16 protein-coding genes are annotated in these 19,751 nt (G+C 70.8%); 8 read left to right on the top strand and 8 right to left on the bottom strand.

Translation table 11 applies throughout. The features are described 5' to 3' along the window. Positions 1 to 17: 17 nt before the first annotated feature. Complete coding sequence (glnA, locus tag ACWD3C_RS26310; RefSeq protein WP_451147973.1) at positions 18 to 1,379, bottom strand: type I glutamate--ammonia ligase; 1,362 nt, start codon at positions 1,377 to 1,379, stop codon at positions 18 to 20. 366 nt (positions 1,380 to 1,745) lie between these two features. On the opposite strand from glnA, the gene ACWD3C_RS26315 reads away from it, so the two are divergent. The 3 genes from ACWD3C_RS26315 to ACWD3C_RS26325 all read left to right on the top strand — a co-directional run bounded on the left by ACWD3C_RS26315 (position 1,746) and on the right by ACWD3C_RS26325 (position 4,942). Further along, positions 1,746 to 2,411 carry a DUF3105 domain-containing protein gene (locus ACWD3C_RS26315; protein WP_451147975.1) on the top strand — a complete coding sequence of 222 codons (666 nt, stop codon included), beginning with the start codon at positions 1,746 to 1,748 and terminating at the stop codon, positions 2,409 to 2,411. Continuing rightward, the gene (locus ACWD3C_RS26320; protein ID WP_451147977.1) at positions 2,408 to 3,031 is read left to right on the top strand and encodes a DUF305 domain-containing protein; all 624 of its coding nucleotides are present in this window, start codon (positions 2,408 to 2,410) and stop codon (positions 3,029 to 3,031) included. The genes ACWD3C_RS26315 and ACWD3C_RS26320 overlap by 4 nt, the downstream gene beginning before the upstream one ends. 132 nt (positions 3,032 to 3,163) lie before the next feature. After that, positions 3,164 to 4,942 carry an NAD+ synthase gene (locus ACWD3C_RS26325; RefSeq protein ID WP_451147979.1) on the top strand — a complete coding sequence of 593 codons (1,779 nt, stop codon included), beginning with the start codon at positions 3,164 to 3,166 and terminating at the stop codon, positions 4,940 to 4,942. Positions 4,943 to 5,079: 137 nt separating this feature from the next. On the opposite strand, the gene ACWD3C_RS26330 is transcribed toward ACWD3C_RS26325, so the two are convergent. From ACWD3C_RS26330 to ACWD3C_RS26340, 3 genes are all read right to left on the bottom strand, one after another. Next, the gene (locus ACWD3C_RS26330; protein ID WP_451147981.1) at positions 5,080 to 6,105 is read right to left on the bottom strand and encodes an endonuclease/exonuclease/phosphatase family protein; all 1,026 of its coding nucleotides are present in this window, start codon (positions 6,103 to 6,105) and stop codon (positions 5,080 to 5,082) included. A gap of 480 nt (positions 6,106 to 6,585) precedes the next feature. Beyond that, positions 6,586 to 7,230: a TetR/AcrR family transcriptional regulator gene (locus ACWD3C_RS26335; protein ID WP_451147983.1), complete on the bottom strand. Its 645-nt coding sequence runs from the start codon at positions 7,228 to 7,230 to the stop codon at positions 6,586 to 6,588. Positions 7,231 to 7,325: 95 nt separating this feature from the next. Further along, positions 7,326 to 8,912 carry an MFS transporter gene (locus ACWD3C_RS26340; RefSeq protein WP_451147985.1) on the bottom strand — a complete coding sequence of 529 codons (1,587 nt, stop codon included), beginning with the start codon at positions 8,910 to 8,912 and terminating at the stop codon, positions 7,326 to 7,328. 277 nt (positions 8,913 to 9,189) lie between these two features. Here ACWD3C_RS26340 and panB point away from each other — a divergent pair, with 277 nt between their 5' ends. The 3 genes from panB to ACWD3C_RS26355 all read left to right on the top strand — a co-directional run bounded on the left by panB (position 9,190) and on the right by ACWD3C_RS26355 (position 12,232). After that, positions 9,190 to 10,077, top strand: coding sequence for a 3-methyl-2-oxobutanoate hydroxymethyltransferase (gene panB / locus ACWD3C_RS26345; protein ID WP_451147987.1), 888 nt, complete (start codon positions 9,190 to 9,192; stop codon positions 10,075 to 10,077). Positions 10,078 to 10,376: 299 nt separating this feature from the next. Further along, positions 10,377 to 11,411 carry an ATP-binding cassette domain-containing protein gene (locus tag ACWD3C_RS26350; protein WP_451147989.1) on the top strand — a complete coding sequence of 345 codons (1,035 nt, stop codon included), beginning with the start codon at positions 10,377 to 10,379 and terminating at the stop codon, positions 11,409 to 11,411. After that, positions 11,408 to 12,232, top strand: coding sequence for an ABC transporter permease (locus ACWD3C_RS26355; protein ID WP_451147991.1), 825 nt, complete (start codon positions 11,408 to 11,410; stop codon positions 12,230 to 12,232). The genes ACWD3C_RS26350 and ACWD3C_RS26355 overlap by 4 nt, the downstream gene beginning before the upstream one ends. Before the next feature lie 63 nt (positions 12,233 to 12,295). Here ACWD3C_RS26355 and ACWD3C_RS26360 read toward each other — a convergent pair whose 3' ends face one another. Continuing rightward, a complete protein-coding gene (locus tag ACWD3C_RS26360) occupies positions 12,296 to 15,760 on the bottom strand; it encodes an AfsR/SARP family transcriptional regulator (RefSeq protein ID WP_451147993.1) in 3,465 nt (1,154 codons plus the stop codon). A gap of 219 nt (positions 15,761 to 15,979) precedes the next feature. On the opposite strand from ACWD3C_RS26360, the gene ACWD3C_RS26365 reads away from it, so the two are divergent. After that, the gene (locus ACWD3C_RS26365; protein WP_451147995.1) at positions 15,980 to 16,780 is read left to right on the top strand and encodes a site-2 protease family protein; all 801 of its coding nucleotides are present in this window, start codon (positions 15,980 to 15,982) and stop codon (positions 16,778 to 16,780) included. A 69-nt stretch (positions 16,781 to 16,849) separates the two neighbouring features. Here the strand turns inward: ACWD3C_RS26365 and ACWD3C_RS26370 are convergent, their stop codons facing one another. From ACWD3C_RS26370 to ACWD3C_RS26380, 3 genes are all read right to left on the bottom strand, one after another. Then, on the bottom strand, positions 16,850 to 17,041 hold the full coding sequence (locus ACWD3C_RS26370; RefSeq protein WP_451147997.1) for a hypothetical protein: 192 nt from the start codon (positions 17,039 to 17,041) through the stop codon (positions 16,850 to 16,852). An 86-nt stretch (positions 17,042 to 17,127) separates the two neighbouring features. Next, positions 17,128 to 17,874, bottom strand: a complete 747-nt coding sequence (gene npdG, locus ACWD3C_RS26375; protein ID WP_451147999.1) for an NADPH-dependent F420 reductase — start codon at positions 17,872 to 17,874, stop codon at positions 17,128 to 17,130. Positions 17,875 to 17,912: 38 nt separating this feature from the next. Then, positions 17,913 to 18,989 carry a sialidase family protein gene (locus tag ACWD3C_RS26380; protein ID WP_451148001.1) on the bottom strand — a complete coding sequence of 359 codons (1,077 nt, stop codon included), beginning with the start codon at positions 18,987 to 18,989 and terminating at the stop codon, positions 17,913 to 17,915. A gap of 148 nt (positions 18,990 to 19,137) precedes the next feature. Between ACWD3C_RS26380 and ACWD3C_RS26385 the strand changes: the two genes are divergently transcribed. Next, on the top strand, positions 19,138 to 19,743 hold the full coding sequence (locus ACWD3C_RS26385) for a hypothetical protein (protein WP_451148003.1): 606 nt from the start codon (positions 19,138 to 19,140) through the stop codon (positions 19,741 to 19,743). Positions 19,744 to 19,751 lie beyond the last annotated feature (8 nt).

Here is a 19,751-nt window from a genome sequence, read left to right on the forward strand (position 1 = left end):
GGTGACCGCCCGTACTGCTACAGCACCGGCAGGTTCTTGCGCAGCTCGAAGGCCGTGACCTCGCTGCGGTACTCCTCCCACTCCTGTTTCTTGTTGCGGAGGAAGAAGTCGAAGACGTGTTCGCCGAGGGTCTCGGCGATGAGGTCGCTGCGTTCCATGAGGGTGAGGGCCTCGCCGAGGTTCTGCGGGAGGGGCTCGATGCCCATGGCGCGGCGCTCGGCGTCGGAGAGGGCCCAGACGTCGTCCTCGGCGCCCGGGGGGAGCTCGTAGCCCTCTTCGATGCCCTTGAGGCCGGCGGCCAGGAGGGCGGCGTACGCCAGGTAGGGGTTGGCGCCGGAGTCGAGGGAGCGGACCTCGACACGGGCCGAGCCGGTCTTGCCGGGCTTGTACATGGGGACGCGGACGAGGGCGGAGCGGTTGTTGTGGCCCCAGCAGATGTACGAGGGTGCCTCGCCGCCGGCGCCCGCGGTGCGCTCGGAGCCGCCCCAGATGCGCTTGTAGGAGTTGACCCACTGGTTGGTGACGGCGGCGACCTCCGCCGCGTGCTTCAGCAGGCCCGCGATGAAGGAGCGGCCGACCTTGGAGAGCTGGTACTCGGAGCCCGACTCGTAGAAGGCGTTGCGGTCGCCCTCGAAGAGGGAGAGGTGGGTGTGCATGCCCGAGCCGGGGTATTCCGAGAAGGGCTTGGGCATGAACGTCGCCTGGACGCCCTGTTCCAGCGCCACCTGCTTCATGACCAGGCGGAACGTCATGATGTTGTCCGCCGTGGAGAGGGCGTCGGCGTAGCGCAGGTCGATCTCCTGCTGGCCGGGGGCGCCCTCGTGGTGGGAGAACTCGACCGAGATGCCCATCGACTCCAGCATGGTGATCGCCTGGCGGCGGAAGTCCATGCCGACGTTCTGCGGGGTGTGGTCGAAGTAGCCCGAGTTGTCGGCCGGGGTCGGGCGGGAGCCGTCGACCGGCTTGTTCTTGAGGAGGAAGAACTCGATCTCGGGGTGGGTGTAGAAGGTGAAGCCCAGGTCGGAGGCCTTGGCGAGGGCCCGCTTGAGGACGTAGCGCGGGTCCGCGAAGGACGGGGAGCCGTCGGGCATGAGGATGTCGCAGAACATGCGGGCCGTACCCGGGGCCTCGGCGCGCCACGGAAGGACCTGGAAGGTCGACGGGTCCGGCTTGGCGATCATGTCGGACTCGTACACACGGGCGAAGCCCTCGATGGCGGAGCCGTCGAAGCCGATGCCCTCGTCGAATGCCTGCTCCAGCTCGGCCGGAGCCACGGCCACGGACTTGAGGAAGCCCAGCACGTCCGTGAACCACAGGCGTACGAAACGGATGTCGCGCTCCTCCAACGTACGGAGCACGAACTCCTGCTGCTTGTCCATCTTCCGCTTCCACCCAATCCTTGCTGGTCAGGCCGCCTGTTCCCGCGGGGCGGGAGACGGTCGGGCACCTGAGCATCCCACCACAACACCATTTCATGCGCGTTGCGGACCTTGATCGGCCGCCCGGCCTCGGTGTGAACGGCTGGCGTACGGCCGGTGTCCCGCTCTGCCGCCCATCTTGCCTGCTCGGCCGTGCATACGTAATGGCGGATTCTTCCCGTTCCGCCGATCCTCGGTGTGACCAGGCCTGTCCGACGGTCGGCTGGAAGCGGGAGGAGCCCCCTCGTTTACTAGAGGGAGGGCGTCAAATTACGATCAGTGAGCCCGACCGTCCCATCCGTCCCACCCCCATAAAGGACCCACCCCATGTCCGCCAAGAAAAGCAGCAGCGCCGAGCGCAAGGCGCGCGTCGAGGAGATGCGCCGTGCCGAGCGTTCTCGCGAGCGCCGGAACCGCATCCTGACGATCGGCGCTAGCGTGGTGATAGTCGCCGGGCTCGTGGTCGGCGGGACGTACCTCGTCCGCTCGCAGTCCGACAACGGTGACAGCGCGGCGAGCGACGACTCGAAGGCGAGCGGGAAGTTCGTCACGGGCGAGGACGGCGTGAAGACCTGGGAGGGCACGCTGAGCCAGAACCACGTCCCCGGGGACGTGAACTACCCGATGACGCCGCCCGTCGGCGGTGACCACAACCCGGTCTGGCTGAACTGCAACGGCGATGTCTACACCGAAGAGGTCCCGTCCGAGAACGCGGTGCACTCGCTGGAGCACGGTGCGGTGTGGGTGACGTACACCGACGAGGCGTCCGAGGCCGACGTCAAGGCGCTCACGGAGAAGGTCAAGAAGACCCCGTACACGCTGATGAGCCCGTTCGAGGACCAGAAGGACCCGATCATGCTCAGCGCCTGGGGCCACCAGCGCACGGTCACCAGCGCGAACGACCCGAACGTGGACGCGTTCTTCGAGAAGTACGTCCAGGGCGAGCAGACACCCGAACCGGGAGCTGCGTGCACAGGCGGGACGATGAAGTGAGGCGGGTCGGCTGGATCGCCTCCGGGGCCGCGGCGGTGCTCGTCGCGGCCGGAGGGATCACATACGCGGTCGCCGACGGCGACGAGACGGGCACCCAAGCGCCTGCCGCGGACTCCGCGGACGCCGGGTTCGCCCGGGACATGGCGGTCCATCATCAGCAGGCGGTCGAGATGTCGTACATCGTCCGTGACCGTACGGACGACGAGGAGATCCGGCGGCTCGCCTACGACATCGCGCAGACGCAGGCCAACCAGCGCGGCATGATGCTCGGCTGGCTCGACCTGTGGGGGCTGCCGAAGGTGTCCTCGGACGCGCCCATGGCGTGGATGGGCATGAGCGACTTCGTCTCCGGCGAGGACGGCGCGCTGATGCCCGGCATGGCGACCAACTCCGACATGGAGAAGCTGGGCGAGCTGAACGGCAAGGAGGCCGAGGTCTTCTTCCTCCAGTTGATGACCGAGCACCACGTCGGTGGCATCCACATGGCGGAGGGCTGCGTCGACGAGTGCACGGTGGGGGTCGAGAAGCGGCTCGCGCAGGGCATGGTCAACGGCCAGGAGTCGGAGATCAAGCTGATGAGCGACATGCTGAAGGAGCGGGGCGCCGAGGCGCGGTCGTAGGGACTCTCGGGGGCGCCCGGACGTGGGGCGCCCGGACGTGGGGCGCCCGGACGTGGGGCGCCCGGACGTGGGGCGCCCGGACGTGGGACGCCCCACACCCCATTGCGTCGCTCTGACGATTACACTGGGCGCGTGCCTCAACTACGCCTCGCCCTGAATCAGATCGACTCGACCGTCGGCGATCTCGCCGGGAACGCCGAGGCGATCGTCCGCTGGACCCGGCACTCCGCCGAGCAGGGAGCCCACCTGGTGGCGTTCCCGGAGATGGTGCTGACCGGGTATCCCGTCGAGGACCTGGCCCTGCGCGCGTCGTTCGTCGAGGCCTCGCGGGAGGCTCTGCGGAGCCTGGCCGGGCGCCTCGCCGACGAGGGCTTCGGGCAGCTCCCGGTGATCGTCGGCTACCTCGACCGCTCCGACTCCGCCCGGCCGAGGTTCGGGCAGCCGGCCGGCGCGCCGCGCAACGCCGCCGCCGTGCTGTACGGCGGCGAGGTCGCGCTCGCCTTCGCCAAGCACCACCTGCCGAACTACGGCGTGTTCGACGAGTTCCGCTACTTCGTGCCCGGCGACACCATGCCGGTCGTGCGGCTGCACGGGGTGGACGTGGCGCTGGCCATCTGCGAGGACCTCTGGCAGGACGGCGGCCGCGTCCCCGCCGCGCGCTCCGCGAAGGCCGGGCTGCTGCTCTCCGTCAACGCCTCCCCGTACGAGCGCGAGAAGGACGACACCCGGCTGGAACTGGTCCGCAAGCGCGCCCAGGAGGCCGGCTGCACCACCGCCTACCTGGCCATGATCGGCGGGCAGGACGAGCTGGTCTTCGACGGGGACTCCATCGTCGTCGACCGGGACGGTGAAGTGATCGCGCGGGCGCCGCAGTTCGCGGAGGGGTGCGTGGTCCTGGACCTCGACCTCCCGGCGGCGGAGCCGGACGCGCCGAGTGCCCGCGGCGGAGCCGCTCATGGAAGCCGTGTCGACGACGGTCTGCGCATCGACCGCCTCGTCCTGTCCGAGGAACCGCTCCCCGCGTACGAGTCCGAGCTGACCGGCGGCTACGCCGAGCGGCTCGACGACGACGAGGAGGTCTACTCGGCGCTCGTGGTGGGCCTGCGGGCGTACGTGGCGAAGAACGGCTTCCGGTCGGTGCTCATCGGCCTGTCCGGCGGCATCGACTCGGCGCTGGTCGCGGCGATCGCGTGCGATGCGGTGGGGGCGGAGAACGTGTACGGCGTGTCCATGCCCTCGAAGTACTCGTCCGAGCACTCCAAGGGGGACGCGGCGGAGCTGGCGCGGCGGACGGGGCTGAACTTCCGTACCGTGCCCATCGCTCCGATGTTCGACGCGTATATGTCGTCGACGGAGCTGACGGGGCTGGCGGAGGAGAACCTCCAGTCGCGGCTGCGCGGCACGCTGCTGATGGCGATCTCCAACCAGGAGGGGCACATCGTGCTGGCGCCCGGCAACAAGTCGGAGCTGGCGGTGGGGTATTCGACGTTGTACGGCGACTCCGTGGGCGCGTACGGGCCGATCAAGGACGTGTACAAGACGTCCGTCTTCCGTCTGGCGCGGTGGCGCAACCGGGCGGCGGCGGAGCGGGGCCAGACCCCGCCGATCCCCGAGAACTCCATCTCGAAGCCGCCGAGCGCCGAGCTGCGGCCCGGACAGGTCGACACGGACTCCCTGCCGGACTACCCGGTCCTGGACTCGATCCTCGACCTGTACGTCGACCGGGACCAGGGGGCCGACGCGATCGTCGCGGCCGGGTTCGACCGTGAACTGGTGGTCAGGACGCTTCGGATGGTCGACACCGCGGAGTACAAGCGCCGGCAGTACCCGCCGGGCACCAAGATCTCCGCGAAGGGCTTCGGCAAGGACCGACGCCTCCCGATCACCAACCGCTGGCGCGAGCGGACGTAGGCCGCCGGCTGGGGGCGGGGAGACCGCGCCCCGGGCTCAGCCGCGGACCGTCTCCCGCGGGACATGGGCCGCCACCAGGCGGCCCCGGCATCGATCACGAAAGGACAGGAGCGCTCAGGAGCCGGACACGGCGGGATTCACGCCAGACTCACCCGCGCCGCGATCGGCAGATGGTCGCTTCCCGTCTCCGGCAGCGTCCACGAGGTCACCGGCTCGATCCCCCTGACCAGGATCTGGTCGATGCGGGCCATCGGGAACGACGCCGGCCAGCTGAACCCGAACCCGCTGCCCGCGGCGCCCTGCGTGGAGCGCATCTGGGCGGTGATGTTGTTGAGGGAACGGTCGTTCATCGTGCCGTTGAGGTCACCGAGCAGCACGGTCGGCTGGATCGGCTCGTGCGCGATGGCCTCCCCCAGCGCGTCGGCGCTCTTGTCCCGCTGCCGTGCGGTGAACCCGGCCTCCAGCTTCACCCGCACGGAGGGCAGATGGGCGACGTAGACGGCGACCCGGCCCTCGGGCGTGGTGACCGTGGAGCGCATGGCGCGCTCCCAGCCCAGCTCGATGTCGACGGCCTCGGTGTCGCTCATCGGGTACTTGCTCCACAGCCCGACGGTGCCGACGACCTCGTGGTACTTGTACGTGTCCTCCAGGGCCTTCTCGTACACCGGGACCGCGGTCACCGTCAGCTCCTGCAGCGCCAGTACGTCGGCGCCGGACGCGGCGACGTCGCGGGCGGTGCCGGACGGGTCGGCGTTGTCCGCGTTGACGTTGTGGGTGGCCATGGTGAGGTCGCCGCCGCCTCCGGTCTTGTCGGTGAGGAGTCCTCCGAAGAGGTCCAGCCAGACGGCCACAGGCAGCAGGACGGCGATCAGGGCGGTCGCCGACTTGCGGATGACGGCCAGGAGCAGCAGCAGCGGGATGAGGAAACCCAGCCAGGGCAGGAACGTCTCCGTGAGGCTGCCGAGGTTGCCGACGGTGTTCGGGACCCATGCGTGCAGCGCCATCGCCCCGGCGAGGAGCACCGCGAGGACGGCGACCACGATGCCCCGACGCCAGATCCGGCGGTCGTGGCGCCAGGTGTTCAGCAGGCGCCGGAGCCGGGATCCTTCGCGGTCAGGACCTGTGCCGCCGCTGCCCGTCTCCGCCACATACGCCTGCGCCATACTGTCGCCTCACAACCTGCCGTGCACTTCATCCCCGCGTCTACGACCCTAGGGGATGATCGCCGTCGTCCCTGCCGCCCCATGGCGGCCGTACAGGCACTGGGACGACCGAGCCGCCGTTCGGAGTTCCGGACGGGGGCCGGAGCGCCGCCCTTGTAACGAAACGCGCACATTGGCGGGCGGTTTTGTGAGACGCGTTACGGGGCGGGGCGCTGTGGGCTGTGGGCTGTCCGTAAGGCGCTTGTGAGGCCATTCGTGTGACGCGGTGTCATGACGGGGCTCATGGGTTCATGAGCCCGTGGGCTTGTGGGTCCATGGGCTCGTGGGCTCGTGGGCTCGTGGGCTCGTGGGCTCGTCGGCTCGTGGGCTCGTCGGCTCGTGGGCTCGTCGGCCCGTGGGCTCGTCGGCCCGTGGGCTCGTCGGCCCGTGGGCTCGTCGGCCCGTGGGCTCGTCGGCCCGTGGGCTCGTCGGCCCGTGGGCTCACGTGGTGGGCGGCCTCAGGCCCTCCAGGAGGGTGTCGACCACGCGCTCCGCGAGGCCCTCGTCGAGGGGGGCGTCGGAGTGCAGGACGGTCCGGACGAGCATCGGGCCGATGAAGAGGTCGTTCAGCATCTCGACGTCCACGTCGGCGCGGAGTTCGCCGTTGCGCTGCCCCCGGCACAGCACCGCGTTGGTCGTACGGCGCCGGGGGTCGAGCACCGTCGCGTGGTATGCGGCCCAGAGCTTGGGGCTGCTCTTCATCTGGGCGTGGACGTTGTGCAGGATCGCCGACGCCCGGTTGCGCAGGCCGCGTTGGCGCATCGACTCCAGCAGGGCGACCAGGTCGTCGCGCACCGAGGTGCCGGGCAGCTCCGGGTCGGGGACTTCGGCGGCGCGCAGGACGTCGACGAAGAGTTCCTCCTTGCCACTCCAGCGGCGGTAGATGGTCGCCTTGCCGACGCCCGCGGTACGGGCCACCCGCTCGATCGACAACTCCGCGAGCGGCACGCCGTCTTCGAGGAGCTTCATCACCCCTTCGATGATGGAGTGTTCGACGGTCTCGCTCCGTGGCCGCCCACGGACGGGGGTCCCGGGCCGCCCCGGGACGGGGTCCCCTTCCCTGGCTCGGCTGTCCGCGACGCTCACGCTCGACTCCGTCTCTGCTGTCTCTGCTGTCTCTGCCGTCTCTACTGTTTCTGACTGTCTCCGAGATTCTCCCTTGTGTACGGCGCGGGCCGTCGTCAGTGCTCCGACGACACCAACTCGCCCTCTTCCCACTCCTGTTGGCCGGCCGCTGTCTTCCCCGGCAGGAACAGTGCCACCACGACCGCCCCGACCACGGCCACCCCGGCGCCGCACAGCGCGGTGATGTGCATGGCGTGCAGGAAGGCGTCGTGGGCCTCGGTGACGAGGGTGTCGCCGCGGGTGCCGAGGCGGGCGGCGAAGGCGAGGGTGGCCTCGATGGACTCGCCGGCCGCGTGGCGGGCCCCGGCCGGGAGCGAGTCCTCGATGCCGCCACGGTAGGCCGCGGAGAGGACGGAGCCGAGGACCGCGATGCCGAGGGCGCCGCCGACCTGGCGGAAGGTGTTGCTGAGCGCGGACGCCGAGCCGGCCTTCTCGCGGGGCAGGGCCTGCATGATGACGACGCTGGTCGGGGTCATGATGTGCGCCATGCCGGCGCCCATGAGGAAGAAGATCACCTCCAGGACCCAGATCGGCGTGTCCGCGTCCAGCGTGGCGAACCCGGCCAGGGTCACGGCGATCGTCAACAGCCCCGCCGTACACACCGCCTTGTTCCCGAACCGGTCCACCACCAGCCGGGACCGTGGGGCGAAGATCATCTGTGCGGCAGCGAGCGGCAGCATCAACAGGCCGGTCTGCAAGGGCGAGTAGCCGCGCACGCTCTGGGTGTAGAAGACGGCGAAGAACGTCACGCCCATCATCGCGAAGAAGACGAAGGCGATGGCGCCGATGGCCGCCGAGAAGACCTTGTTCCTGAAGTACGTGACGTCGATGGACGGATGGTCGCTGCGCTTCTCGTGGACGACGAAGACGACGAGCACCACGAGCCCCGCCCCGATGGTCGCGAGGACGGTGGCGTCGGTGAAGTCGGCGAGCTGGCCGCCCTTGATGATGCCGTAGACGAGGAGGACGAGTCCGACGACGGACAGGACGACGCCGAGGGGGTCGATCCGGCCCGGGGCGGGGTCGCGCGAGTCCGGGACCAGCCACAGCATCAGGGCGAGGGCGAGGGCGACGATCGGCACGTTGATGAGGAACACCGATCCCCACCAGAAGTGGTCGAGGAGCACGCCTCCGGTGATCGGCCCGATGGCGATCGCGAGCCCGACGCCGCCGGCCCATATCCCGATGGCCTTCGGCTGCTCCTCCCGCTCGAAAACGTTCATGAGGACGGCGAGCGTGGCGGGCATCACGAAGGCGGCGCCGAAGCCCATCAGCGCGCGGAACACGATGAGCTGGGTCGACGAGCCCGACTCCGCGGCCAGCGCCGACCCGATGCCGAAGACGACCAGCCCGGCGATCAGGGTCTTCTTCCGCCCGAACCGGTCGCCGAGGATCCCGGCGCTGAAGAGCAGTCCCGCGAAGACGAGCGTGTACGAGTTGATCGCCCACTCCAGCTCGCTCTGCGTGGCACCGAGTCCGGTCGGCGCCGGGGTCGAGATGGTCTTGATGGCGACATTCAGGATCGAGTTGTCGAGCACCACGATCAGCAGGCTGAGCATCAGCACACCGAGGATCACCCAGCGGCGCCTGTGCACCGCTTCGGGGACCCGCCGGTGGGCGGCGGGGACGGCAGGAGTTGTCATACGGTCGAGACTAAAGGAATTTCGATACGGAACCGTCTCGTATCGAAATCTTTTACGGAGACCTTAAGAACGGCCCTAGGCCGAATGTCGTAAGCGATGGTTGTGCCCGACTGTCGCGGCCGGTTGTCGTGGTCGGCTGTCGTGGTCGGCTGTCGTGGTCGGCGCGTGACCGAAGTCCCGTGCCCCGCTCTGGCCGTGCGTGGCACGAGGTGCCACCATGGATGTGGTCCGGGGACGCCGTGAGGGCGCCTCGAGATGACATGAAGGAGCCGTTGCGATGACGCAGCTTCCGGCTGCCCAGAAGCAGCCTGCGCAGGGTGTGCGGCCGACCGCCGACAGCAGCAGGGCGCTGTACGGGGGCAAGAGCACCCGGCGGATCACCGTGCGCGACATTGCCGCCGCCAAGGAGCGCGGCGAGAAGTGGCCCATGCTCACCGCGTACGACGCGATGACCGCGTCCGTCTTCGACGAGGCCGGCATCCCGGTCATGCTCGTCGGGGACTCGGCGGGCAACTGCCACCTCGGGTACGAGACCACCGTGCCCGTCACCCTCGACGAGATGACCATGCTGTCGGCGGCCGTCGTACGGGGCACTTCGCGCGCCCTCATCGTCGGTGACCTGCCCTTCGGTTCGTACCAGGAGGGTCCGGTGCAGGCGCTGCGCTCGGCGACCCGGCTGGTGAAGGAGGCCGGGGTCGGGGCCGTGAAGCTGGAGGGCGGCGAACGCTCCCACCGCCAGATCGAGCTGCTGGTCGAGTCCGGTATCCCCGTGATGGCCCACATCGGCCTGACCCCGCAGTCCGTCAACGCGATGGGCTACCGCGTGCAGGGCCGTGGTGAGGAGGCGGCCCAGCAGTTGCTGCGGGACGCGAAGGCCGTGCAGGACGCCGGCGCGTTCGCGGTGGTGCTGGAACTGGTTCCGGCGGAGCTGGCGGCCGAGGTGACGCGGGTCCTCCACATCCCGACGGTCGGGATCGGGGCGGGGCCGGAGACGGACGCGCAGGTGCTGGTCTGGACGGACATGCTGGGGCTGACCTCCGGCCGGGTGCCGAAGTTCGTCAAGCAGTACGCCGATCTCCGTGAGGTCATGGGGAGTGCCGCCAAGGCCTTCGCCGAGGATGTCGTCGGCGGAACGTTCCCCCTGGAGGAACACTCCGTCCACTGAACCATCGCGGCACCACAGCAGCCCGCCGATCTTCCCCCGTCGGCGGGCTGCGGTGCCTTTTGCGCCTGAACCGGCGCCGCTCTCGCGGACCTGGTTGCGCCCCGTTGTGCGCCTGAACCGGCGCCGCTCTCGCGGACCTGGTTGCGCCCTTTTGTGCGCCTAAACCGGCGCCGCTCTCGCGGACCTGGTTGCTCGCCGTCGTGGTTTCTCAATTGATGGTTGCGGGGCTCGTCGGGGGGTGTCGGTGCTGTCGGTGGTCTGTCGGTGGTTTGTCGGTGTCCCTTGACACCGTCATCCGTATGACGCGAATCGACAAGAACCCCGACGGCGCGCGGAGCGCCGTGAGCGTGCGGGGACTGGTGAAGCACTACGGCGAGACCAGGGCACTGGACGGCGTGGACCTGGAGGTGCGGGAGGGCACCGTGATGGGGGTCCTCGGCCCGAACGGGGCCGGGAAGACGACGCTGGTGCGCTGCCTGTCGACCCTGATCAGGCCGGACGCGGGGGACGCGACGGTGGCCGGCTACGACGTACTGCGGCAGCCACGCCAACTGCGCCGCGTGATCGGACTCACCGGCCAGTACGCCTCCGTGGACGAGAAACTGTCCGGCTTCGAGAACCTGTACATGATCGGCCGGCTGCTGGACCTGCCCCGCCGCGCGGCCCGGACCCGCGCCGACGGCCTGCTGGAGCGGTTCTCGCTCACCGAGGCGGCACGGCGCCCGGCGGGGACGTACTCCGGTGGCATGCGACGCCGGCTGGACCTCGCCGCCTCCATGATCGGGCAGCCCGCCGTGCTCTACCTCGACGAGCCCACGACGGGACTGGACCCGCGTACGCGGAACGAGGTGTGGACCGAGGTCAAGCGGATGGTCGGGGACGGGGTCACCGTGCTGCTCACCACGCAGTACATGGAGGAGGCCGAGCAGCTCGCCTCCGAGCTGACCGTCATCGACCGCGGCAAGGTGATCGCGAGCGGCGGTACCGAGGAGCTGAAGGCACAGGTCGGCGGGCGTACCTTGCGGGTCCGGCCGGTCGATCCGCTGGAGCTGCGGCCGCTGGCGGCGATGCTCGACGAGCTGGGGGTGACCGGGCTCGCCACGACGACCGTCGACGTCGAGACCGGCACCGTGCTCGTGCCGATCCTCAGCGACGAACAGCTCACCGCGGTCGTCGGCGCGGTCACCGCGCGCGGCATCACGATCGCCTCGATCAGCACCGAACTGCCCAGCCTGGACGAGGTGTTCCTGTCCCTCACCGGCCACCGGGCCGGCGCTCCGCAGGACACCCCGGCCCCCGCCGCCCGCACGGAGTACGAGGAAGTAGCCGTATGACCACCGCCACCGCAACCGCAACTGCCACCGCCGCAGCCGACGGGCGGATCGGGCTGCGCGCCCACGTTCGCCACACCGGCGCCCTCGTCCGCCGCAATCTGCTGTGGATCCGTCAGGATCCGGAGTCGATGTTCGACGCCGTTTTCATGCCGATCATCTTCACGCTGCTGTTCGTGTACGTCTTCGGCGGCTCGATCGGCCAGTCGCTGGGCGGCGGCCAGGAGGCGTATGTGCAGTACGTGGTGCCGGGGCTGATGGCGATGATGGGCATGAACATCGCCATGGGGGTCGGGACCGGGTTCAACGAGGACTTCCAGAAGGGGATCATGGACCGTTTCCGGGCCCTGCCGATCGGCCGGTCCTCGGTCCTCCTCGCCAAGATCGGCGTCGAGCTGCTGCGGATGCTCGTCGCCACGGCGGTCCTGATGGTCGTCGCGGCCCTCGTGGGCTTCGACATCGCCAGCTGGACCGGACTGCTGGCCGCGGTCGGCCTGGCCGCCGTCTTCGGCTCCGCCGTGATGTGGATCTTCCTCGTGCTGGGTGTGACCCTGAAGAACGCGCAGTCCGTGCAGGCGATGGGCTTGCTCGTGCTGATGCCCCTGCAGTTCGGCTCGTCGATCTTCGCACCCACGCAGTCGATGCCGGGCTGGCTGCAGGCCTTCACCGACTACAACCCGCTGTCCTCCCTCGCGGACGCCGCGCGCGGCCTGATGGTGGGCGGCCCTGTCGCCGACGACCTGTGGGTGACGCTGGGCTGGTCCGTGGTGCTGACGCTGGTGATGGCGCCGATCGCGATCCACAAGTACCGCACGAAGAGCTGAGGGAACTTCGAAGGGCTGAGGAACTCGAAGGGCTGAGGAACTTCGAAGAGCTGACGGAGCTCCTCAGATCAGGGCGGCGGCCTCCTCCAGCGAGAGGGCGCCGCCCTCGGCGTACGCGGTCTCGTACGCCGAGTCGTCGTCGAGCACGGCCCGGGTGTGGGACTCGGCCCGGGTGCGGTTCTCGACCTCCGTCGGGCTGGAGAAGTGGCCGGGCGGCAGCAGCGCGTCGGAGGCGCCGAGGAGCCGGGCCGCGTCACGGGCACGGACACCGTCGTCAAGTGCCGCGAGGGCGAGTGCGGCTATGACGAGGTGTACGGCGGGCAAGTGGGGCGCGATCATCCGGCTCAGCGGGTCGGTGACCTCCTCCATCGCCTGACGCATCATGTCCAGGGACGCGGCATGGCGTCCGTCCAGCGTCTCCAGCCAGGCCTCGACGCCGAGCGCGAACCCGGAGAACACCACGAAGTTGATGGCGCCGAAGTCCTCGCGCAACCGTCGCATCTCCTCCCGCGCCTCGCTCGTGCGTCCGGTGCGGGCGAGCTGGATCGCGAGGAAGAGACGGGCCGCGGGGGCGGCCGCGTTGACAGTGTCCTGGTTGTCCGCCAGTACGTCGCGCAGCATGCGCTCGCCCCGCTCGGAGTCACCGGACTCGACGAGCACTCCGCCGAGCCGGGCGCCGAGGACGCCCAGCTGGGCGCGGGCGCCGAGCCGTTCGGCGTACTCCATGGCCCGCTCGAAGTCCGCCGCGGCACCCGCGTAGTCGCCCTTGCGCTCCAGGGCCTCGCCCCGCGCCGAGAGCGCCTCGGCGGCACCCCACGTGTCCCCGACCCGGTCGAAGATCTCCAGTGCCTCGTCGGCGTCGTGGGTGGCGTCGCCGATCCAGTCGGTGCGGTTGGCGAGGATGTTGGCCCGCATCTGCAGGGCCTGCCCCAGCTCCCAGGTGTAACCGAGCTCCCGGCAGCTGCGGATGGCCGCCTCGGTGAGCTCACGGGTGCGGTCCATGTCGCCGGACAGCAGTACGGCGTAGAACCACAGGTAGCCCGGGTAGCGGCAGGTCTGCGGCTGGCCGGGGCGGTAGGTCTCGCCGATGACGCGGAGCTTCTCCTTGGCCTGCGGGGTGCCCCAGGCGGCCAACTCCATGTCCATGCAGGCCATATGGACGAGATGCACCCCGCGCCGGGCCTCTTCGAGCAGTTCGGGGCGCATGGGCGGCGGGCTGTCGGTGCCCTGTTCGAGGATGTCGGGGGCGGGGCGTACGGGCGCGGTGAAGGGGTCCGGGCCGAGCGCCCTGACCTCGGTGGACCAGTGGCGGGCCTCCAGACGCAGATCTCGCATCTGCCAGTACCAGCCCAGCGACAGCACCAGGCAGAGCGCCTCCTGCTCGTTGCGCTCGGCGACGGCGTGCCGGAGGGCGGTGCGGATGTTCTCGTACTCCAGCTCCAGCAGCGCGATCGCCTCGTGCTGGCCGGAGCCGCGCAGCAACGGGTCGGTGGTGCGGGCGAGTTCGCGGTAGTACGTGAGGTGGGCGCGTTCGGCGTCGGTGCGGGTGCCCGCCTCGTCGAGGCGTTCACGGGCGTACTCGGCGACCGTCTCCAGGAGCCGGTAGCGCATGCCGTCGCCGGGTGAACCGGGTGAAGGGGACGCCACCACAAGGGACTTGTCGACGAGCGAGCCGAGCGCCTGAAGCGCGGCGGGTGCGCAGACGGCCTCGGCGGCGGCGAGGTCGCAGCCGCCCGCGAAGACGGACAGCCGTCGCAGCACCTCCCGTTCGTCCTCGTCGAGCAGTTCCCAGGACCAGTCGACGACGGCACGGAGTGTCTGCTGCCGGGGCAGTACGGTCCGGCTGCCGGAGGTGAGCAGCCGGAAGCGGTCGTCGAGCCGGTCCGCGATCTGGCGCGGCGTCAGCATCCGTAGCCGGGCCGCCGCCAGCTCGATGGCGAGCGGGAGTCCGTCGAGCCGCCGGCAGATCTCGGCGGCCGCCCCGGGATCGTCCGCGACGGCGAACCCCGGCCTCGCGGCCGCCCCGCGATCGGCGAACAGCCGCAGCGCGAACGGTTCCGGCAGCGGTTCCACCGGCCGCAGCAACTCCCCCGGTACGCCGAGGGGTTCGCGGCTGGTGGCGAGTACGGTCAGCTCCGGGCACCGCTCCAGCAACTGCTCTACGAGGAGTGCGGCGGCGTCGACGACGTGTTCGCAGTTGTCGAGGATGAGCAGCATCCGCCGTCTGCCGCAGTGCTCCGCGAGCCGGGTGACCGGATCGTCGTGCCGCTCGGCCACGGCCCGCATCTCCTCGGCCCCGGCGCCCCGCAGCACGGTCTCCCGGGCCCCGACGGCGGTGAGTACGACTTCGGGTACGGTCCCGGGATCGTCGACGGGAGCGAGTTCGGCCAGCCACACCCCGCCCGGCATACCCCCGCCCACGGCCTCCCCCACCTCCTGCGACAGCCGCGTCTTCCCCGCCCCGCCGGGTCCCAGCAGGGTCACCAGCCGGGCGGTCGCGAGGTCGCCCCGGACGGCGTCCATGTCGGCGTCCCGGCCGACGAAGGAGGTGAGGCGGGCCCGGAGGTTGCCAGGGGGCGGGGTGAGGGCCGTCAAGGTATGGGGGGTGGTTGGGGTGCGAGTGGCCGGGGTGCGAGTGGCCGGGGTGGGGGCGATCGGGGTGCGGGCGGTTGGGGTACGAGGGGGTGAGGTACGAGGGGTTGAGGTACGAGGGGTTGAGGTGCGGGAGGTCGAGGCACGGGAGGTGCCCCGTTCCGGCTCCACGCCCCGCGCACGCGCGTCCCACCCCGCCGCCCCCTCTCCAGGGCTCAGCAACTCCCCGTGCAGCGCCCTCAGTTCCGCCCCCGGGTCGGTCCCCAAACGGTCCGCCAGCAGTTGTCGTACGGACTCGTACGCGTCCAGGGCCTCCGCCGGGCGCCCCGTGTCGCGGAGGGCGCGGAGGCGGAGGGCCTGGAGGGGCTCGTCGAGGGGGTGGGTGTCGCAGAGGGCGGTGAGGTCCGGGAGGGACCGTTGGGCGTGGCCGAGGGCGAGGGCCGCGGTGAGGCGGGCGCGGCGGGCGTCGAGGTGGCGGGTCTCCCAGCGGGCGGCCTCGGCGGTGCGGTCGGGGAGGTCGGCCAGCGGGGGCCCCTGCCAGAGGGACAGGGCGTCGTCGAGGAGCGCCGCCGCCTTCGCCGGGTCGCCGTCGGCCAACGCGCGCGTGCCCTCGGCCGTGCGGCGCTCGAAGCGGTGGAGGTCGATGTCGTCGTCCCCCGCCGCGAGGCGGTAGCCGCCGGGTGCCGAGGCCACCGCGTCCGGGCCCAGCGCCCTGCGCAACCGCCCGACCAGCGCCTGCAGCGCACCGGGCGCGTCAGTCGGCGGGTCACCGGCCCACACCTCGTCGACCAGGACGGCCACGGGCACCGTACGCCCGGGCCGCAGCGCGAGCACGGTCATCAGGGCGCGCAGCCGGGCGCCGCCGAGCGGGACGGGGGTGCCGTCGGCGCGGAGTGCCTGGGTGGTGCCGAGGATGCGGTAGCGCACGGGGGCCATTGTCTCCGGTGACGACCGGGGGCCGCCCCCGGGTTTCAGACCCGCATGGACCGGGAGGAGTCCAGGACCGGGGTCCGGTCGGCGCCGGGGATCTCGATCCGGTCACCGAACGCCGGACGTAACGGCGGCCAGGAACCTCCGGCTCTCCCCAGGACGTTCCCCCCACACCACCTGTACGGTCGACCCGCACACCCGCAGCCCACGCCAGGAGCCCGCCCCATGACCACCGCCATGTCCCGCCGGAGCGACCGGAGGATCAGCCCCGTCTTCCTGGGGATCGTGGCCGTCATGGCGGTTACGGGCTGGGCCACGTGGACCGGCTTCGCCGAGCAGCCCGGGGTGGCCATCTTCCTGTTCGTGACGGCGGCGTGGATCGTCTCGCTGTGTCTGCACGAGTACGCCCACGCGCGCACGGCCCTGCACAGCGGGGACATCTCGATCGGCGCGAAAGGGTATTTGACGCTCAATCCGCTCAAATACACGCACGCCCTGCTCAGCATCGTGCTCCCCGTCCTCTTCGTGATCATGGGCGGGATCGGTCTGCCGGGCGGCGCGGTGTTCATCGAGCGCGGCCGTATCCAGGGCCGCTGGAAGCACAGCCTGATCTCGGCGGCGGGCCCGCTGACGAACGTGCTGTTCGCGGTGGTCTGCACGGCCCCGTTCTGGCTGGACGCGCTGGACGGGGTACCGGCCGGCTTCCGGTTCGCCCTCGCCTTCCTCGCGCTGCTCCAGGTCACGGCCGCGATCCTGAACTTCCTGCCGGTGCCGGGCCTGGACGGCTACGGCGTGATCGAGCCCTGGCTGTCGTACAAGGCCCGCCGTCAGATGGAGCCGCTCGCGCCCTTCGGGCTGCTGCTCGTCTTCGCCGTGCTGTGGATCCCGGCGGTGAACGGCGTGTTCTTCGACGTGGTCGACACCGTGCTGCGCGGCCTCGGCATCGGTGATCTGGAGACGTACTGCGGCTGGAACCTGTACCGCTTCTGGGAGGGGGACGGCCCGGCGATCTGCGGCGTCGGCTGACCGTTCAGCCGTTGCCCGTCAGACATTGCCGGTCATCCGTTTCAGACATTGCCGGTCATCCGTTGCCGATCAGCCCTGCTGCCCCTCGGCGGAGCCGGCCCGTACCTTGGCACGTCGCATGTAGTACCACGTCATGTTGGACGACAGCCCGGCCAGCAGCACCCACACCACTCCGAGGAAGCTTCCCTGGACGAAGGAGACGACGGCGGCGGCCACGGAGAGCAGACAGACGGCCAGGGCATAGAGGGCGAGGCGGGGCATGGGGGTCGGCTCCTGACAGGACAGTCGGACAGGGGCGTACGGCGTCGGTCGTACGGCGTCCAGTGTCCCCCATGCCCGGTGCCGCTCTACACGTCGGTCAGCCGCAGCCCCGCGTGGGCCTTGTACCGCCGGTTCACGGAGATCAGGTTGGCGACGAGGGACTCGACCTGGTGGGCGTTGCGCAGGCGCCCGGCGAAGATGCCGCGCATGCCGGGGATGCGGCCCGCCAGCGCCTGCACGAGCTCGACATCGGCCCGTACCTCGCCGAGGACCATGACATCCGTGTCGATCTCCTCGACCTCCGGGTCCTGGAGGAGAACGGCGGACAGATGGTGGAACGCGGCGGTGACCCGCGACTCCGGCAGCAGGGCGGCGGCCTGCTCGGCGGCGCTGCCCTCCTCCGGCTTCAGCGCGTAGGCACCCTTCTTGTCGAAGCCGAGCGGGTTGACGCAGTCGACGACGAGCTTGCCCACGAGGTCCTCGCGCAGGGACTGAAGCGTCTTGCCGTGCCCGTCCCACGGCACCGCGACGATCACGATGTCGCTGCGGCGCGCGCACTCAGCGTTGTCGGCGCCCTCGACGCCGTACCCGAGCTCCTCGGCCGCCGTCCGAGCGCGGTCGGCGGCCCGCGAGCCGATGATCACCTTCTGCCCGGCCCTGGCGAGCCGGTAGGCGAGGCCCTTGCCCTGCGGCCCGGTGCCACCGAGCACGCCGACGACGAGCCCGGACACGTCGGGCAGGTCCCAGGGGTCCTTGGCCGGGGCCTTCGCCGGGGCCGTGGATTCCGTACCAGCCGTGCCGGGAGTCGTCTGTGCACTGTCAGTAGAGGTCATGGGCCCGACTGTACGTGCGCCGCTCCCGCCCGTGTCGATCAGGTGAGGGCCGTCACGGGGATACGGCGGAAGGTGATCGTCTCGTACGCGCTGAAGTCCCCCGTCTCATAGAGCAGGCCGACCGTCGCGTCGTCGGCGCGGACGAGGTCGGAGTACGCGGCGGGCAGCCCGTCGACGGTGTACGCGGACCGCCAGGTCGTCCCGGCGTCCTCGGAGACGCGCACGGTCATCAGCGCGCGGAAGCCGGGGTCGGCGGGCCCGGAGTAGAGCAGCAGGTCGTCGGGCTCGCGGAGCTGGAGCACACTGCCCTGGACGACGGGACCGGTCAGGCCCGCCTGCGGCCGGAACGGCTTGACGAGGGTCCTGCCGCCGTCGCGGGAGCAGGCGTCGGCGCGGGTGCCGGGGGCCGGGGAGTCGTTGCGGGTGTTGAAGTAGACGCGTCCGTCGGGGAGTTCGGCGGCAGTGGTCTCATTGGCGTTGATGTAGCCGTCGGTGTTGTCGTCGACGTACCCGATGCTCCAGGTCTCACCGCGGTCGTCGCTGAGCAGGCAGTGCCCGCCGTTGTACTTGCCCTCCGTGCCGGTGTCCCGCCCGCCCGGCGGCACGGAGTGGTTGGCGGGGACGACCACGCGGCCGGTGCTCAGCTGGAGGGCGTGGCCGGGCGTGGTGGCGTACCACCGCCAGGCCGCCTTCTTCGTGTCCTCGGTGATGTCCCGCGGCCGCGACCAGGTGACCCCGTCGTCGTCGCTGTGCTGGATCCACACCCGGCGCCCGTCCGCCGCGCCGACCGCACCGCGGCGGATGGCGGCCTCCGTGGCGAGTGCCGCGTTGCGGACGTGCACGAGCAGAATCCGGCCGGTGTCGAGGACGACGGGGGCCGGGTTGCCCGCGAGGTCGGTGCCGTTCGGGGCGGCGACCTCCAGCGGACCCCAAGTGCGGCCGCCGTCCGTGGACCGCTTCAGCACGATGTCGATGTTCCCGAAGTCGTCGCGGGAGCCGACCCGCCCTTCGCAGAAGGCGAGCAGGGTTCCGCCGGCGGTGACGACGACGGCCGGGATACGGAAGCTCGCGTATCCCTCCTGGCCTGCGCGGAAGGGGACGCTGGTCTCTGCCATGTCGGGCTCCTCGGGGGGCCGTTGATGCGGGTGTTCCGGTGGGGGCAGGTGGTCCGTTGTCTCGGCTCGTTCGACGCTTTCCCCACACTGGGCGAATTCATGGCGAACCGCACGCCATACGTGACCGATTGCGGCAGGATGCGTGCGCATGGATGCCGTACGGGTCGCATTGTTGCGCGAAGTGCTCGCGGGGACGGAGTGGTTGGGGGCCACGCGCCGGTTCGCGGGGGCGCTCAGGGGGTCCGTGGTGTCGTACGGGGGCGGATTGCTGCTCGTGGGCACGGAGGAGTACGAGCCGTGGCACCTGGCGGCGCACCTCGTGGACGAGGCCGCCTGGTCGGGTACGCCGGAACTGGCGCCGACCCTGGTGCGTCACCGGGCGCGTCCCTCCGACCCGGCGCACCTGGCGGTGGGGCTCGGCAGGGTCTCGGCGGCCCGGCGTGGCGAGACGCTCCTCGTGGTGGCGCCGGACACGCCCGGCGCGGCGCTGCTGGAGCGGGTGCACGACGCCCGCGGGGCCGGGGCCACGGTGCTCGCGCTGGACTCCGGGGACCGCGAGCTGGAGGCCATGGCCCACGAGTCGCTTGCCGTGCCGACGCCCGCTCCCGAGCTGGACCTCGACACCGTCCAGCACCTCGTGAGCGCGGCCGCGGGCGAGAACTCCCTCCCCGAGCCCCGGGGCCGCCGCCGCTTCCGCGACCGCCTGTCCCGCCTGGCGGACCAGCTGACGGCACCGCCGCCGGCGCACTGGTAGGGGGCGGG

The organism is Streptomyces sp. NPDC002845 (assembly GCF_053591955.1).

Excerpts from the sequence above, each read along its gene's own strand:
- glnA (WP_451147973.1), bottom strand. The coding sequence starts at position 1,379 with ATGGACAAGCAGCAGGAGTTCGTGCTCCGTACGTTGGAGGAGCGCGAC.
- ACWD3C_RS26315 (WP_451147975.1), top strand. The coding sequence starts at position 1,746 with ATGTCCGCCAAGAAAAGCAGCAGCGCCGAGCGCAAGGCGCGCGTCGAG.
- ACWD3C_RS26330 (WP_451147981.1), bottom strand. The coding sequence starts at position 6,105 with ATGGCGCAGGCGTATGTGGCGGAGACGGGCAGCGGCGGCACAGGTCCT.
- ACWD3C_RS26340 (WP_451147985.1), bottom strand. The coding sequence starts at position 8,912 with ATGACAACTCCTGCCGTCCCCGCCGCCCACCGGCGGGTCCCCGAAGCG.
- panB (WP_451147987.1), top strand. The coding sequence starts at position 9,190 with ATGACGCAGCTTCCGGCTGCCCAGAAGCAGCCTGCGCAGGGTGTGCGG.
- ACWD3C_RS26350 (WP_451147989.1), top strand. The coding sequence starts at position 10,377 with ATGACGCGAATCGACAAGAACCCCGACGGCGCGCGGAGCGCCGTGAGC.
- ACWD3C_RS26355 (WP_451147991.1), top strand. The coding sequence starts at position 11,408 with ATGACCACCGCCACCGCAACCGCAACTGCCACCGCCGCAGCCGACGGG.
- ACWD3C_RS26360 (WP_451147993.1), bottom strand. The coding sequence starts at position 15,760 with ATGGCCCCCGTGCGCTACCGCATCCTCGGCACCACCCAGGCACTCCGC.
- ACWD3C_RS26365 (WP_451147995.1), top strand. The coding sequence starts at position 15,980 with ATGACCACCGCCATGTCCCGCCGGAGCGACCGGAGGATCAGCCCCGTC.
- ACWD3C_RS26370 (WP_451147997.1), bottom strand. The coding sequence starts at position 17,041 with ATGCCCCGCCTCGCCCTCTATGCCCTGGCCGTCTGTCTGCTCTCCGTG.
- npdG (WP_451147999.1), bottom strand. The coding sequence starts at position 17,874 with ATGACCTCTACTGACAGTGCACAGACGACTCCCGGCACGGCTGGTACG.
- ACWD3C_RS26380 (WP_451148001.1), bottom strand. The coding sequence starts at position 18,989 with ATGGCAGAGACCAGCGTCCCCTTCCGCGCAGGCCAGGAGGGATACGCG.
- ACWD3C_RS26385 (WP_451148003.1), top strand. The coding sequence starts at position 19,138 with ATGGATGCCGTACGGGTCGCATTGTTGCGCGAAGTGCTCGCGGGGACG.